Origin of the sequence: Paraflavitalea devenefica (assembly GCF_011759375.1) — a bacterium.
Lineage (GTDB): Bacteria > Bacteroidota > Bacteroidia > Chitinophagales > Chitinophagaceae > Paraflavitalea > Paraflavitalea devenefica.
In genome coordinates this window covers 1,956,176-1,972,151 of sequence record NZ_JAARML010000001.1, presented here as the reverse complement: position 1 = coordinate 1,972,151, position 15,976 = coordinate 1,956,176, and the positions used below count along the sequence as shown (strand labels likewise).

The 15,976-nt window shown below is 46.6% G+C and carries 14 protein-coding genes, 1 tRNA gene and 1 riboswitch; of the genes, 7 read left to right on the top strand and 8 right to left on the bottom strand.

Annotated features, from left to right (window positions below):
• Window positions 1-281 precede the first annotated feature (281 nt).
• Window positions 282-1,103 (bottom strand): 3-deoxy-8-phosphooctulonate synthase, encoded by an 822-nt coding sequence (gene kdsA, locus HB364_RS08085; protein ID WP_208419872.1) that lies wholly within the window; start codon window positions 1,101-1,103, stop codon window positions 282-284.
• A 395-nt stretch (window positions 1,104-1,498) separates the two neighbouring features.
• Here kdsA and HB364_RS08080 point away from each other — a divergent pair, with 395 nt between their 5' ends.
• Both HB364_RS08080 and HB364_RS08075 read left to right on the top strand, forming a co-directional pair.
• A complete protein-coding gene (locus tag HB364_RS08080; protein ID WP_167287355.1) occupies window positions 1,499-3,901 on the top strand; it encodes an alpha-amylase domain-containing protein in 2,403 nt (800 codons plus the stop codon).
• Window positions 3,902-4,022: 121 nt separating this feature from the next.
• On the top strand, window positions 4,023-4,991 hold the full coding sequence (locus HB364_RS08075; protein WP_167287354.1) for an NAD-dependent epimerase/dehydratase family protein: 969 nt from the start codon (window positions 4,023-4,025) through the stop codon (window positions 4,989-4,991).
• A 95-nt stretch (window positions 4,992-5,086) separates the two neighbouring features.
• On the opposite strand, the gene HB364_RS08070 is transcribed toward HB364_RS08075, so the two are convergent.
• The 5 genes from HB364_RS08070 to HB364_RS08050 all read right to left on the bottom strand — a co-directional run bounded on the left by HB364_RS08070 (window position 5,087) and on the right by HB364_RS08050 (window position 8,531).
• Entirely contained in the window at window positions 5,087-5,839 is a 753-nt protein-coding gene (locus tag HB364_RS08070) for a 3-keto-disaccharide hydrolase (RefSeq protein WP_167287352.1), read from the bottom strand.
• A 56-nt stretch (window positions 5,840-5,895) separates the two neighbouring features.
• Complete coding sequence (locus HB364_RS08065) at window positions 5,896-6,168, bottom strand: acylphosphatase (RefSeq protein WP_167287351.1); 273 nt, start codon at window positions 6,166-6,168, stop codon at window positions 5,896-5,898.
• Between the two features lie 45 nt (window positions 6,169-6,213).
• On the bottom strand, window positions 6,214-6,648 hold the full coding sequence (locus HB364_RS08060) for a hypothetical protein (protein ID WP_167287350.1): 435 nt from the start codon (window positions 6,646-6,648) through the stop codon (window positions 6,214-6,216).
• 118 nt (window positions 6,649-6,766) lie between these two features.
• Complete coding sequence (locus tag HB364_RS08055) at window positions 6,767-7,177, bottom strand: hypothetical protein (RefSeq protein ID WP_167287349.1); 411 nt, start codon at window positions 7,175-7,177, stop codon at window positions 6,767-6,769.
• A 118-nt stretch (window positions 7,178-7,295) separates the two neighbouring features.
• On the bottom strand, window positions 7,296-8,531 hold the full coding sequence (locus HB364_RS08050) for an isocitrate dehydrogenase (NADP(+)) (RefSeq protein ID WP_167287348.1): 1,236 nt from the start codon (window positions 8,529-8,531) through the stop codon (window positions 7,296-7,298).
• Window positions 8,532-8,745: 214 nt separating this feature from the next.
• On the opposite strand from HB364_RS08050, the gene HB364_RS08045 reads away from it, so the two are divergent.
• Both HB364_RS08045 and HB364_RS08040 read left to right on the top strand, forming a co-directional pair.
• Window positions 8,746-9,345 (top strand): Crp/Fnr family transcriptional regulator, encoded by a 600-nt coding sequence (locus tag HB364_RS08045; protein WP_167287347.1) that lies wholly within the window; start codon window positions 8,746-8,748, stop codon window positions 9,343-9,345.
• A gap of 9 nt (window positions 9,346-9,354) precedes the next feature.
• Entirely contained in the window at window positions 9,355-9,960 is a 606-nt protein-coding gene (locus HB364_RS08040) for a Crp/Fnr family transcriptional regulator (RefSeq protein WP_167287346.1), read from the top strand.
• 60 nt (window positions 9,961-10,020) lie between these two features.
• Here the strand turns inward: HB364_RS08040 and HB364_RS08035 are convergent, their stop codons facing one another.
• Both HB364_RS08035 and HB364_RS08030 read right to left on the bottom strand, forming a co-directional pair.
• Complete coding sequence (locus tag HB364_RS08035; RefSeq protein WP_167287345.1) at window positions 10,021-11,244, bottom strand: DUF6807 domain-containing protein; 1,224 nt, start codon at window positions 11,242-11,244, stop codon at window positions 10,021-10,023.
• A 110-nt stretch (window positions 11,245-11,354) separates the two neighbouring features.
• Window positions 11,355-13,784 (bottom strand): TonB-dependent receptor, encoded by a 2,430-nt coding sequence (locus HB364_RS08030; RefSeq protein ID WP_167287343.1) that lies wholly within the window; start codon window positions 13,782-13,784, stop codon window positions 11,355-11,357.
• 65 nt (window positions 13,785-13,849) lie between these two features.
• Window positions 13,850-13,966: riboswitch (TPP riboswitch) on the bottom strand.
• Between the two features lie 177 nt (window positions 13,967-14,143).
• Between HB364_RS08030 and HB364_RS08025 the strand changes: the two genes are divergently transcribed.
• From HB364_RS08025 to HB364_RS08015, 3 genes are all read left to right on the top strand, one after another.
• Window positions 14,144-14,869: a head GIN domain-containing protein gene (locus tag HB364_RS08025; protein ID WP_167287341.1), complete on the top strand. Its 726-nt coding sequence runs from the start codon at window positions 14,144-14,146 to the stop codon at window positions 14,867-14,869.
• A 34-nt stretch (window positions 14,870-14,903) separates the two neighbouring features.
• Window positions 14,904-15,614 (top strand): head GIN domain-containing protein, encoded by a 711-nt coding sequence (locus HB364_RS08020; RefSeq protein WP_167287340.1) that lies wholly within the window; start codon window positions 14,904-14,906, stop codon window positions 15,612-15,614.
• Window positions 15,615-15,783: 169 nt separating this feature from the next.
• Window positions 15,784-15,855 (top strand) — tRNA-Met (locus tag HB364_RS08015).
• Window positions 15,856-15,976 lie beyond the last annotated feature (121 nt).

Genomic DNA, 15,976 nt, shown 5'->3' with positions numbered 1-15,976 from the left:
GACAAACCCATGTTTGGGGTATAGTTTTGCATCTGGAACTACCACTGAAAGGATTTGAGCTGAAGTCCCGTTTTTGATCCTGACGACTATGAAAAACCACCGCTGGTCTGTTACACCTATTAGATGAAACCACGGGTTCACCTTTGAAAACGTATTTAAAAGCTTCCGTTCCGGAAGCTTTTTTACTCCTGAAAATTTTTAAGTGCTATAATACGGTCACACAAAACAAAAGCTACTCCATCAAGAATAGCTTTTGTTATATGATTTACACCTGAAACGATTTAAACTACTGCCTTGCGCAGTTTCACCAGTTGCTGCAGCAGTCCTTCCAGCAAATCCAGTTTAAGCATGTTGGCGCCATCACTTTTAGCCACGGCAGGATTAGGATGTGTTTCTATAAATAAGCCATCCGCACCGCTGGCAATCGCCGCTTTGGCAATAGTGCCGATCAGTTGGGGGTTGCCACCTGTTACGCCCGAGGTTTGGTTGGGTTGCTGCAGGCTATGGGTACAGTCCATTACCACCGGCGTACCATGTTCTTTCATCCAGGGAATATTGCGGTAATCTACTACCAGATCCTGGTAGCCAAAGGTATTACCCCGCTCGGTAAGGATCACTTTATCATTACCGGCTTTCCGGATCTTTTCGGCCGCAAATTTCATAGAGGGTCCACTTACAAACTGGCCTTTCTTCACATTCACAATTTTGCCTGTTTCGGCGGCAGCCACCAGCAGGTCGGTCTGCCGGCAAAGGAAGGCTGGGATCTGGAGAATATCAATGTATTTGGCCGCCAGAGCGGTTTCATCATGCGCATGTACATCGGAAGTTACCGGCAGCTTGTACTTTTCGCCCGTTTTTTTCAGTAATTGGAGGGCTGTTTCATCGCCCAGGCCGGTAAAAGAAGAAGCGCTGGTGCGGTTGGCCTTCCGGTAAGAGGACTTAAATACGTACGGAATACCCAGGTTTTTGCAGATACCGCTCACTTTATCAGCCACTTCCATCAGCAACTCCTCACTCTCCACCACACAGGGCCCGGCTATCAGGAAGAAGTTCTTTTCGTCGTACTGTTGATTGGCAAACAGTTCTTTAAGCATTTTTTCCATGGCGCAAAGATACGGAACACCGAGCTTCCGGGAATAGATACTAAGAGGTTGCTGGGTACCTCAGATTAGGGATGTAAAAGCATTATTATAGGTTTAACCTTTTTTCCTGCTTCCTTTAAATTATCATACAGCATAGATGCAGCATATCTATATAAGGAACCTGTATCTATGCTGGATGTATGCTGTATATATGCTGCATCTATGCTGTATCCTATTATAATCCCTTGATTATCTATAAGGTGTCCTGCTCTCTTCTACATCCTTTCCAGACCTGATCCTCTCGTATTCCCTGCCGCTGAGAAATAGTAAGGCAAAATAATTTGTTCATGTTTTATATAATGTGTAATTTTTACACATTACTATTTACCTTATTTCCTCACCAAACTGATTGCTGTATGAAACACCTTGTTCGCAAGACGTGCTTTAGCGTCCTCCTTTATTTTTTTTCCACCTGCTTCTTTACTGTACAAGCCCAAAATCCCTGGAACGGGAAAGTGATTTTCCAGGGCTTCTGGTGGGATTACTGGAATACCAATTACCCCGAAGGCTGGTCCAATTACCTGGCTGATCTATCCCCGCGCCTCAGGGATATCGGTATTGACGGCGTATGGATACCCCCTTCCATTAAAAATGCAGGGACTAATAGCAATGGCTATTCGCCCTTTGACCAGTACGACCTGGGTGATAAATACCAGAAAGGAAACCTGAAAACCCGGCTGGGCAATAAGAATGAATTGCTGCGCATGATCGCCGTATTACACGCCAATGGCATGGATGCCATCCAGGATGTAGTGTTTAATCACATGGACAATGCCGGCTCTTCCACCGGCGCAGGTGGACAGGACCCATCAGCAAGCGCCAATAATGATGGCAACCTGTATAAGAATTTCCGGTATGCCTCCTGGTCTACGCCGGTTACTACGGAATTATCAGCCGAATACCTGGCCCGTTCCGGACGCTGGCCCAAGAACTGGCAAAACTTCCACGCCAACAGCGATCACAACTGTAATAGCGGTGACTGGTGCGCTGCTTTCTTTGGCCCTGATATTTGTTATTATTCCGGCGCTTATGGTCAAAGCTCCAATGCCACCTATAATCCTGTTCAGACAACGGATTATATGCGCACCCAAACCCGCAACTGGTTCGTATGGATGAAGAAACAAACAGGGGTAGATGGCTTTCGCTTTGATGCAGTAAAACATTTTCCGCACTGGGCCCTGCAGGATTTCCTGTGGAATGTAAAGTACAGTGCGGGCTGGGCCAATGGTGGCGCCAATATGTTTGCCGTAGGTGAATACGTAGGCAGCGCCAGCGACCTGGATACCTGGATCAATAATGTGAAAACGAGTAATGGCGGTACAGAAGATATGACCGGTACATTTGATTTTAGTTTGCGCCAGGCCGTTAAAGATATGGTAAGTGCAGGCGGTAGTTATAACCTGGCCAATATTCCCGGCAGTCAGCAAACCAATCGTTATCGCACCGTACCGTTTGTCAATAACCATGATACCTTCCGGCCCATTAAAGATTCCACCGGTAATTATACCGGATGGGATGCCGGCAATGAACTGGGAGGTGGTCATATAGACCCCTTCGATGCCAGGCTGGCCGCGGCCTATGCCATCACCTTTGCAGTAGATGGTTCACCACAGGTATTCTTTGAAGACCTGTTCAATATTGGCAGTACCGGTAAAAGATATTCTCACTTACCTACCAGTACTACCAACCTGCCAGTACGTGATGAAATAGCCAATATTATCTGGTGCCATCAAAAGCTGAATTTTAAGAAAGGCTCCTACAAAGTACGTTGGCAGGCTTCGGATCTGTTGATCATTGAGCGCGGTTATAAAAGCGGACCGGAAAACAGTTATGCTATTATAGGCGTGAATGACAACTGGAATACCTGGCAGAATGCCAATATACAAACAGACTTTGGTCCCAATGTGCAACTGCATGATTATTCCGGCGCCAACAGCAGTGATATCTGGACAGATGCCAATGGGCGCGTTACGATTTATGTACCACCTTGCGATGGCAGTAATGTACGCCGTGGTTATTGCATCTGGGGACCGGCAGGTGTAACCGGCGGCTTTAATCCCACCCAGCGCAGCACTACCCAGGAATGGGAAATGGCCAATGACCTGGGCGATTCACATGCCAGTTCCCTGCAACAGGGAGGCGCTTTGCCCGCCAGTTCCACCACCTTACGTACTGTAGGAAAAGTATTTGATGAGACCGGCAAAACCATTACCGTCAATTTATATCCTGCCAATACCGCTCAAAATCTCACCCTGAATTTGTACAACAGCAGCAATACGATCGTGCAAACGGTGAGTGGTACCGGCAACCTTACACTCACCTATACCCCTTCTTCTACTGGATTGTATGCGGTGAAGGTAAAAAATACATCTGCGGCCAATCCAGCTCAAAATGTGTATGTAAAAGTTACTTATACCGCGCCCAAGGTAGCCAACACGTCTTCTTATCCGGCCAGGGTGGGGCAACAGCCAGGCAAGCCTGCCCTCAGTACAGAGGAACCTTCGATCATTGTAAAGAATTATCCTGATCCATTTTCCACTGTTACGACGGTGAGCTTTACCCTACCGGAAAAATCCCTGACCAATGTTCAGTTGTACAACCTGCAGGGACAACTGGTCAGGCAGGTTTTAAATAAAGAGCTGGCAGCCGGTAAACACCAGGTAGACCTTCAAACACCCGATCTGGCGCCGGGTATTTATATGTTGAAGCTTACCACCGGTAAGGAAACAAAGCTGCACAGGATGTTATTGAGCAGATAGTTTTCTTTAAAAGCATAACGTGTATCAGATACCCAATGGCCATTCTTAACAGGATGGCCATTTTATTATTGCTACAACCAAAATTTTGCGTTTTTTTGCTCCCACTAAAACGCAACCCTCTATGATCCGGGAAAGAATACTTGTTATTGGCGCATCAGGACAAATAGGCGTAGAATTGACCCTGGCTTTACGCAAGATATATGGCAATGCGAATGTGGTAGCTTCTGACCTGCGGGAAGAAAATGACCTGCTCAAAGGCACCGGCCCCTATGTCAGCATTGATGTGATGAATAAAGAGATGCTGCATGTGCAGGTTATCCGCCAGAGTATTACCCAGATATATCTGCTGGCAGCTATCCTTTCCGCTACCGGCGAAAAGAATCCCAACCTGGCCTGGAACCTCAATATGCAGGGATTGCTGAATGTACTGGATATTGCCCGGGAAGAGAAGATCTACAAAGTGTACTGGCCCAGCAGTATTGCTGTATTCGGTCCCACTTCACCGCGGCAAAACTGTCCCCAGCAAACCATCATAGAACCTGTTACGGTATATGGCATCAGCAAATATGCCGGAGAGTTCTGGTGCAATTATTATCACCAGCGATTTGGCCTGGATGTGCGCAGTATCCGTTACCCGGGCCTGATCAGTTATAAATCTGCTCCCGGCGGCGGCACCACCGATTATGCGGTAGAGATCTTCCATGAAGCGCTGGAAGAGAAAAAATACACTTCTTTCCTGAAAGAAGATACCTACCTGCCCATGATGTACATGCCGGATGCTATACGCGGCACCATTGAGCTGATGGAAGCGCCGGCCAGCAAGATATCTGTACGCCACTCTTATAACCTGTCGGCGATGAGTTTCTCACCCAAAGAGATCGGCGCCGAGATCAAAAAGCATATTCCCGATCTTAAACTGGACTATCAGCCGGATTACCGCCAGTCTATTGCCGATAGCTGGCCGCAAAGCATTGATGATTCAGTAGCCACCAAAGACTGGGGCTGGAAACCGGAATATGACCTGCCTAAGATGACGAAAGACATGCTGGAGAACCTGAAGATTGAGCAGGGCGGTGTGAGTAAAGTATAAAACTACATCAATAAAAGAAGAAGGGTTAAAGTGGAAACACCTTAACCCTTCTTCTTTTATTGAACAGGTCATATCAAATGCGCTGTAATTACAACTTACAATGGCCTGATCCAGATATTGCGATAGCTTACGGGATTGCCATGGTCCTGTAACTGGATCGGTTCCTTATCACTGTGTTTTTCGTAGTTGGCAATACCAATGTATTGGGTGCTGCCCCAGATGGACATGTTGTTTTGTACCAGCACGCCATTATGAAGAACAGTGATCCTGGCCTGTGACTTCACAGTACCATCCGGATAGAATACAGGCGCCGTGAAGATGATATCATAGGTCTGCCATTCACCAGGCCCACGACTGGCATTTACCAGCGGCGGCAATTCCTTATAGATGCTACCGGCCTGTCCATTGGAATAGGTCTTGTTGTTGTAAGAGTCCAATACCTGCAACTCGTATTTTCCCATCAGGAAGATACCGCTATTACCGCGTCCCTGACCATCGCCTTTTACTTCAGCAGGCGTTCTCCATTCAATGTGCAACTGGCAATCACCAAAACCTTGTTTGGTACGTATGATACCGGTACCTGACACCACTGTCATGGCGCCGTTTTCCACTTTCCATTTGATAGGTCCGCCATCTTTCGATTCCCAGGCGCTGGCATCGGTGCCATTGAATAATACAACGGCATCGGCAGGAGCATCAGCAGCCGTTTTACCCGGGGCCACTACCCTGATAGCAGGATCATAATATTCAGATAATTTCGGATCTCCTCCGGCTCTGTTAGGCTGTTGAGCCTGTGTTAACGCTGACAGGGACGTGAAGCAAGCTATCAGCAATAATCGTTGGGTCATGGTACTAAAATTTTGAAATTGGAGGATCAAGATAGGGAAATGTCGTGAATCAGCAATCAGCGCTGTACCGTAAAGCCTATGAAAGCGCGCGGCTCGATGGTTTCTACCTGTACACTGGTGACTTCTGCCTGGGAAGGCCCCTGTCTGCACCAGACTATTAATTGATTTAGCAGGCCAGGATCGCCGGTAGCCTGGATGAATACACTGCCATCGGGCTGATTTTTGACAATACCCGTGATGCCCAGCGCCATTGCCTTTTCTTTGGTGCTTTGGCGATAAAATACGCCCTGCACTTTACCCGTTACAATAATAGAGACGGTTTGTACCATGTAAGAAAGATACGAAGATGTGTAGTAAAAGATTGTTCGGAGCGCTTATTGTATCAATCCATGCTCACGTAATACATCGTCTTCATCGCCGGTGATGTAAGCAAATATCTTTAACTGGTCTTCCCGGTGCTGCAGGAAATAAATAACATCAAATTCTATTGCCAGGTCAGTATTGTCTTTGTTCTTATAGCTGGCCCTCCATTGAATTTTTACCATGTAATGCAGGTCGTCGAGGGGTGTTACATCCTGGGCAACGATCTCCATGGAGTGAGTGCCAATCTGTCTATAAAACTCCATGCCTTTCGGAATCTTTTTACGGAACTCCTGGTCATTACTACCTCCATGAATACCTGCCGGACTTGCCTCTACAAAGAAAGGAGCAAAGGCATTGGCTGTTCCTTCCACATCTGTTTCGCCTTTCAGCGCATTATTGAAGCGCTTTTCATAAGCAGCAAAGAAGTTATAGATATTCTGTTCCATAGTATTCGATTTTGAACTTATACAGGATAGTTAACTCAAATTCTTTGCCATGGAAAAGATCAACAGATTACAGGCAATGCTGCCAATTTGGGTAAAATTGGCAACAGGTGCTCCATTACTACTTATCCTTTATCTTTTTTGCTTTCGCTTCTCTGTAATCAAGATAGATCTCTGCCAATTGATCAAAATTCAGGATAGCATATAATATGAAAATGAGAAAAGGTATTAACTGAAAAGAAGGCATTCCCAATTCGAGTGAGCCTATTTTAATTCCCATGGCTGTACGCATTAAAAAGGGAGTGAATGCCAAAAATTTACATACCCCCATTAAAAGGTAAATACCCGTCCACACTATTGCACGATTAAGATTATTAAAAAAGTAATATACCAATGGGATAAACAATACCAGCCCAATGTAATGTTGTACAATTGCCAGCCAATCAGTAGTTACAAAAATTATCCACGAATACAACAATAGTCCTGCAATAACTCCCAAAGGGATAAGAATACGTATTTTTTGTTTGGACATTTTTCAGGGTATAACGGCTGTTAAATTAAGAAAAAAAGCGTTCCGCTTTTCGCGGAACGCTTTTATAAAGAATGTCAGTATAAAACTCCAGACTCAGTACTCCTGATTCCAGACTCCTCTATAATCCCATTTTCTTCTTCAGGTTCTGGTCAATAGCATCCAGGAACTCTTCGGTGTACAGGAAGTGCTCGCCATGTTTTACTTTATTGCCATGGATACAAACCGCCAGGTCTTTGGTCATTTTGCCGCTTTCCACTGTTTCAATACAAACCGCTTCAATGGCATTACAGAAATCAATCAGCGCCTGGTTATTGTCCAGTTTGCCGCGGAAGGCCAATCCCCTTGTCCAGGCGAAGATGGAGGCGATGGGGTTGGTGCTGGTAGGCTTGCCAGCCTGGTGATCGCGGTAGTGACGGGTAACTGTTCCGTGGGCAGCTTCTGCTTCCATGGTTTTGCCATCAGGCGTTACCAGTACAGAGGTCATCAGTCCGAGGGAGCCGAAACCTTGTGCTACGGTATCGCTTTGTACGTCGCCATCATAGTTCTTACAAGCCCATACAAAGTTGCCATTCCATTTCAGGGCGCTGGCCACCATGTCATCAATCAGGCGGTGCTCATATACGATGCCTGCCGCATCAAACTGTGCTTTGAACTCCTTTTGATAGATGTCTTCAAAAATATCTTTGAAGCGGCCATCATATTTCTTCAGGATGGTATTTTTGGTACTGAGGTACAGGGGCCATTTTTTGCTGAGGGCCATGTTGAAGCAGCTACGAGCAAAGCCGATGATGCTTTCTTCGGTATTGTACATGGTCATGGCCACGCCATCACCTTTGAAGTTATATACCTCAAAAGTTTGTGGCTCGCCCCCGCCTTCGGGGGTAAAGGTCATAGTTAATTTACCCTTACCTTTGATAACGGTATCTGTGGCCCGGTACTGGTCGCCAAAAGCATGACGACCTACAATGATAGGCGCTGTCCAGTTGGTAACCAGTCGGGGGATATTATTGATAACGATTGGTTCGCGGAAAACGGTCCCGTCCAGGATGTTACGGATGGTACCGTTGGGGCTTTTCCACATTTGCTTCAGGCTGAATTCTTTTACACGGGCTTCATCCGGCGTAATGGTAGCGCACTTGATGCCCACACCATATTCCTTGATGGCATTGGCCGCATCAATGGTCACCTGGTCATTGGTTTGATCGCGGTGCTCAACACCCAGGTCATAATACTTGATATCTACGTCTATGTAGGGGAGAATAAGTTTATCTTTAATGAATTTCCAGATGATGCGGGTCATTTCATCACCATCCAGTTCCACAACAGGATTTGCTACTTTGATTTTTTTTGCCATGTGCTGAGTATTTTAAGCTGTGTTAAGGATTGCAAACCTACAGCAAATGCAGAAATTACACAAAGCGCTTTTGTGTCATATTCCGGGGGCAGGTAGGTACAGAACAGTTTTTTCCAGCAACGTTCGTACGTAATTACACGTATTTTTTAAGGAAATAGGTACAAGATGACCGCTGTGCGTTTTAAGTATATATGATAAACTTTAACTTGCAAGCATGCTGAATATGTTACAAAAGTATATCGGCCGTTTTATAACCCTTTCGCCCGAAGAAATGGCAGCCCTTGGCAAGGTGATGGAAGTACGTTCCTATGGCAAGAAGATACGCCTGATAGAGCCGGGCCAAACGGAGGATTACCTGCATTTTGTAACCAAAGGCCTGCTGCGCAAGTATTTTTATAAAGGCAGCGAGGAAGTGATTACCCAACTGGCCCGGGAAGGCGAGCTGATCAGCTCTTCCGTATCTTTCTTTTCCGGTCAGCCCTCGGCCTATGTCATTGAAACCATTGAACAATCCATCCTGTTTTCCCTGCATAAAAAAGACCTGGAAAATCTCTATAGCCGGTATCCCCGGATAGAAACGCTGGGGCGCCTGCTCATCACCGACCTGTTCCTGCAAAAGGAATACTGGGACCTGGACAGGATCCGGTACGATACCAAAGAGCGCTTTGTACGATTTGTACTGGAAAATACCGATCTGTTTCGCCGGGTACCACAGAAATATCTTGCCTCCTATCTTAACATTAAACCTGAAACCTTTAGTCGTTTAAAGCATCATTTAACTAAAAGGATTGCAGAAACATCTGCTGCGAACTAACCCCACAGCATGAGAGAAAGAAAGTTAGATATCAAAAGCTATCTGGACCATGTTTTCGCCTATCTCCAGCGGTTTGTGGAGATGAGCCGCCAGGAGTTTGACCAGTTAACCCCCTTTCTTGAACTACGGCCATTTGATAAGAAAGCCATTATACTTCCGCAGGGACAGGTGGACGACTACCTGAATCTTGTCATGAAAGGTATGGTACGGAAGTACATTATTACCAAGAGAGGCGAAGCCACCCTGCAACTGGCCACCGAGGGCCATATTATACAATCAGAGATATCCTTCCATACCCGTAAGCCTACCGATGTAATCCTCGAAGCCCTGGAGCCATCCGTACTGATTTCCATCCATTTTGACAATATGGAACTGGCTTTACAAAATGTACCCGGCGCCGAGCGGCTGGGACGCGCCATGGTAACGCAGATGTTTATCAAAAAGGACATGCGCTATTATGACCAGTTACAGATGACCACCCGCGAACGCTTCCTGGCTTATGTAACCAATCACCCTCACATGCTCCAGCGGGTGCCACAGAAGATATTGGCCTCCTACCTGAATATTAAACCGGAGACTTTCAGCAGGCTGAAGCACTTGTTACGGAAGAAATAGAAAAATACCGAAGCCGGAGATCGGAAATCTAAGGGCTGAAATAAAGCCCCTGCCTACACCTTATAGCCCGGTTACTGTTACATCGGGCGGCACTACCCAGTCTTTTTCAAATCTTTCGAGCGTAGCTATATCAGCCATCTGCTGGTGCACATAATAGCGGTATTGTGAGCGGTACCAGGTACCCGGATTGATGGTAAAAGCGCCATCCACTACCGGCGAATACACCCAGTAAGGCATACTGGGATGCACCCGTATGGGCTGCGGGTACCGGAAGTTAACGGGATGATCAAATACAGTAGCACCAACGGCACGCCCATTGATGAGGCCCGAAGCATCTACCCAGCGGGCATGTGTATGGTTGGCTGCTGAATCACGGATGCCTTCGCTGGTAAGGATATGCCAATGATCCTGGAAGTTCTTTTTATCATGGTCGTTCCAGTGACTGCTTCCGCGGAAACCCAATCCTCCATAGTGGTATTTGTTCAGGAACAGCGTATCGGTAGTTACATTGCGCTCTTCTGATATCAGGTCGAACAGGTAATAATCGCTGAAAGGATATACCCTGATCACCCACATTTCGCGCAATATTTCACCATGCAGCAAACTTTTGTGGCGCAGCTTTACCCTTAATTCTGTAACCACGGGCCCTTCTTTGATCCTGGTTACTTCTATGTGCTCTACAGTGCCCCGCTTGTGGTGCTGGTTCCAGAAATCCACGAATTCTTTGCGAAAGGTCGTATTGGTCCAGGCATTGAAGATGGCATGCTGGTGCGTATGACCAGCGGGGAAATCATCGGTGAGTATTTGTCCGCCGGGGCTGTACAGGGGATGAATGAACCCGCTGCGACGGTAATAGGAAGGGCTGTCTGCAGGAGGCATCGCTTCCTGTGTATGGTAAAAGAAGATGGGTTTGTTTTTAATGCTTACCTGGAGGCCGTTCTTCTTCCGGGCAACAGTAACTGCGTGTTGAGGGGCCTTATTGCGGGCTATTGCAGAGGCGGTGTAAGTATTCCAGGTGCCCGGCGCCATGCTATCGGGCAATATGAATACCAGTGTTACACTATCCAGCAACTGGGCAACCGCCGACTTACCTGTTTTGGTGTTTTTAAGCGTGTATAAAGCGCCTGCCGGTAAGGGTTTGGGCAGGTTTACCTGCACGGGCGTTTGATAGCGTGTATATTTTCCGGCCTTTACTTCAACCGTGAAATCAGCAGCGGACTGTGCCCGGAGCAGACCGGGGAGTGAAATAAGCAGTACGAATAAAAAACGTATTCCGGGTGTCATGTGCATGGAGGATATGCCATAAATGTACAGAAAACTTCTATGAGAAATGCCACAGTAAAACCTTGTGAAAGGTTAAACTGTGGCATGCTAAAAATAATTATCTGTAAGATTTACAGCTTCACATTCAGGGCTATCATGAAATTGGTGCCCGCCATCGGGAAATAAAAGTTCTCCGTGATCAAGGTACTATACTGGTAGCTGTAAGTGTAACCATTGGAGTTGTACCTGCGGTTAAATACATTGTTCACCTGGCCTATCAGGGATATTTCCTTTGGAAGCAGGTTACGCAGGGTATAGATCACCCGGGCATCCTGTACATAATAATCACCCAGGCTGCGTTGCTTGTTGGAGGTATTGTCCAGGTACTGGCGGCCCACATATTTTGCAGGCAGGCTGATCTCCAGGTCTTTTGCAGGAATCAGGCTTACCGTACCACCGGCTATAATGGAAGGAGAAAAAGCAATGTCGGTGTTACCGTGAGGAGTGGCTTTCTGTCCACCATTATCGTAATCATCATAGAACTCTGTAAAATCCTTAATCTGGTTTTTACTCAAGGTCAGGTTGGCTGCCACCCGTAACCATTGCGTGGCCCTTACGCCTGCCTGTAATTCCACGCCCATCCGGTAACTATCTTTTACATTGGTACGGGTATAACCACCTACATCATTGATCTTACCTGTTTGCACCAGTTGGTTTTTATAGAGCATGTAATACAGGTTGCCGCTTACCTCATACCAGCTTCCTTTTTCCGAAACGCCTGCTTCAAAGTCATGCAGTTTCTCGGGTTTGGGCTGCTGCGTAAGACCGGCTTCAAAATCATCCCGGTTGGGCTCTTTATTACCTTGTGCATACGACAGGTAGGCCATGAAACTGCCATCGGTATAAGTAATCCCTGCCTTGGGATTGAAGAAATCAAAGGTATTACGCACCATGAGCGTAGGATTTTTGCGGAAACCGCCAATATTATACAATACACGGCGATACTGAAGATCAGCAAACACCTCCCAGTTGGTGGAGAGCTTATACTGATACTTGGCATAAGCGCTTACGTCTGTTTTATAGGCCTCCAGGTTGTACCAGCGGTAATTGTTGGGAATACCCGCCTGTGCCCAGATGATCTCGCCAAAGTGGTGGCCATCATACCGGTTCCAGCCACCGCCAACAGTAAACTGATCAGTTACACCCTTGTACTGCAGAGAATATACCACCCCGTAGTAATCATTGTCCAGCCACAGCCGCCTGATCAGATCAGTGGAGGTATAGGTATTGCCGCCAGCTTCAAAATCGGGCAGTCCATAATCAGCATAGGCCTCTCCGGGTTTATATTCTTCATAGTATCCCTTTCCTTTGGAAAGGAAGAAAGCGGCATTGGCAGTCAGCCTGGAAGAAAACTGGTGGTTGAGGAATAACTGGTAATGGTCCTGCTGATAATTGTCGGTTTGATTGGCGTAAGTAAAATAATTGTACTTACGTGGATCGGAAGAGAACAGGTTAATAGAGTCCTGTTGTGTGCGGTATAAGGTACCAAGGTTGTTGTAATAATGTTGCAGCAGTGCGTCTTTGTTATTACTCAGTTTGGCTTCCGGCACACCATTCCATGACTGGTATGTTTTCTCCTTGCCCGAAATAATATTGAACCGGACGGATGTTTTTGCCCCCAGGTAAGCGCCGCTGAGGTAGAATGAACGAAGGTCGCTGGAGCCGCGGTCAACAAAACCATCACTACCGATCTTTGACAAGCGGGCATCAATGGTAAAATGATCATTGATCAATCCACTTCCTGCTTTCACGGTATGCTTCCAGGTATTGAATGAGCCATAGCTGTTGTTGATCTCACCGTAAGCTGTGGTATTAGCTTCATTGGTGCTTAAATTAATAGTGGCCCCGAAAGCACCGGCCCCATTGGAAGAGGTGCCTACCCCACGCTGTACCTGTATATTGTTTACAGAAGAAGTAAAGTCGGGCAGGTCTACAAAAAAGCTCCCCTGCGACTCTGCATCGTTGTAGGGGATGCCATTCAGGGTAACATTGATGCGTGCGCCATCTGTACCACGAATACGGATACCGGTATAGCCTACGCCGTTCCCGGCATCTGAACTCACTACTACAGAGGGAGTTTGATTCAGCAGGAAAGGGAGGTCCTGTCCGGTATTCAGTTTTTCAATATCCTTTTTGGAGAGATCGGTTTTTGCAAAGGGGGCTTTTTCCCCGGCCCGGATGGCGCGTACTTCCACGGGCTGCATAAAGAGGTTGAGCCGGGTGAGCTTGATAGCCCGCTCGGCATTGTCGGGCGAAACAGTGGTTTCCACAGCCTGGTATCCAATACTGGTAATACGCAGCGTGTAATGTCCCTGTTTAACCTTTGAAAAAACAAACCGCCCTGCCTCGTTGGTGGTAAGGGTGGCGATGTTGGATAGTTCTACGGTAGCCGATGCTACGGGGCTGCCGGTAGATTCGTCGGTTACCTGGCCCGCAATCTGCTGAGCCGATAACCCATGGGAAATCAATAAGTAGCAAATCCCCAAAAACATTTTTTTCATCTTGCATGAAGATTTTTAGTGAAAAAATGATTTAAGAGAAAATGCTGCGAAAGCGAAGTGTAGACAATAAAGAGGAGCTACCTTCCCTGCGCAGGCATTACCCTGGTCAGGTTCTACGGGTATAATCTCAGCCTTTCACAGCCTTTGCAGGCAGATTGGGAAAAGCACCCCGGGAATCTGAAAAAATCTCTTTGGCCAAAGAGAACGCAAAGATACAGTCAAAAAAACTTTTTTAAAAGAATTGTAACATTCAGGAGCCTCCGGCCGTCACACTTTATATACAGTATACTTATGCACCGGCCTGCAGGCCGGATGCAACATTCAACAATTAACGTAGTCTATTTCTTAAAATGCTAATTATGAAAAAGATCGGATTATTCGTTGCAGGCATTCTTTTTTCCCTGGTGCTGGTAGCCCAAAAGCAGGTTAATGATCCCCTGGCCCAGGAGAGGAAAGTATCAGGCTTTCACGCCATCCGGGTATCAAACGGTATCAAAGTATATTTAAGTCAGGGCAGCTCTGAAGCGGTAGCGGTGAGCGCTTCCAAAGAAGAGTATCGCGACAAGATCGTTACCAAAGTAGAAGATGGTGTACTAAAGATCTATTATGAGCAGGAAACCCTGAAGTTCTGGAAAAATGGTGGTACAAGGGGTAAAAATCCTGTCGCTTATGTATCAGTGGATGATCTAGACGGACTGGATATTAATTCCGGCGCCAGTGTAAGCGTTGAAGGAGGGATCAAAGGAAGTAAACTGGACCTGGACGCTTCCAGCGGCGCTGTTTTCAAAGGAGCGGTAGATTATACTACCCTGGATATAGACCAGAGCAGTGGATCGGTCGTTAAAATTTCAGGTAATGCCAGTTCTTTGAAAATAGATGGCAGCAGTGGTAGTGTTTTCCAGGGGTATGAACTCAGTGTTCAAAACTGTGATGTAGATGTGAGCAGCGGCGCTGGTGCACAGGTCACTATGAACAAAGAAATGTCGGCCGAAGCCAGCAGTGGCGGCTATATTTCTTATAAAGGCTCCGGAGTGATCCGCAACGTTAAAACCAGCAGCGGCGGCTCAGTGTCAAAAAAAGGATAACTTGTGCTGGCATAACATTGAATAAACGAGCAACATGAAAAATATAGGCGTTTTTTTACTGATGCTGCTGCCATTGGCCATGATGGCGCAAAAGCAGGTGATCAATGATGAAAATGCACAACCCCGCAGTATCGGCAGTTTCCATGCCATCAGGGTAAGCAATGCCATTGACCTGTATCTTTCCCAGTCGGATGAAGAGGCCCTGGCAGTAAGCGCTATTAAACCCGAATTCCGGGACCGTATTAAAACAGTGGTGGAAGATGGCGTGTTGAAGATCTCGTATGATGATGATGGAAAATGGTGGAAGGGCAATAAGAAACTGAAGGTGTATGTTTCCTTCAAAACGCTCGACAGGCTTACCGCCACCGGCGCCAGTGATGTGATGGTGACCGGCACTATTAAAGCCAATGAACTGGCTATTTCCATGGGAGGCGCCAGTGATTTTAAAGGCAAGGTGGAAGCCAATTCGCTGGATGTAAACCTGAGCGGCGCCTCTGATGCTTCGATTGAAGGAAAGGTGACAGTATTGAAAGTAGATGCCAATGGCGCCAGTGATTTTAAGGGATATGATCTCCAGGCCGATAACTGTAGTGCAGAAGCCAGTGGTGCCTCGGATATCAAGGTTACGGTAAATAAAGAATTAAATGCCCGCGCTTCCGGCGCCAGCGGTATACATTATAAAGGAGATGGCGTTATCCGTGACCTGAGGAGCAGCGGCGCCAGTAATGTTTCCAAAAGAGGATAACTGACCTTTTTGGTTTTTCACCTATTAGGGTACATAAGCGTTAGGTTTTTTACCTGACGCTTTTTTATTTATATATGATATCTTATTCATAACCCTGAAAATATGATTTGTAAAAAAACTAAATCAATTTTGGCAGGAACCTGAAAAAGCGTACATTTGCAACCCACATCGCGAAGTAGAGCAGCGGTAGCTCGTCGGGCTCATAACCCGAAGGTCGGAGGTTCGATCCCTCCCTTCGCAACTACTGAGAATCAGGGATTAGCAAAACGCTGGTCCCTTTTTTATTGGCCGGGCACAACAATTGAGTCTCCTCGTTTACTCACTTTATACCACGGCTACCTTTCATTACCTTTGCATTCTTT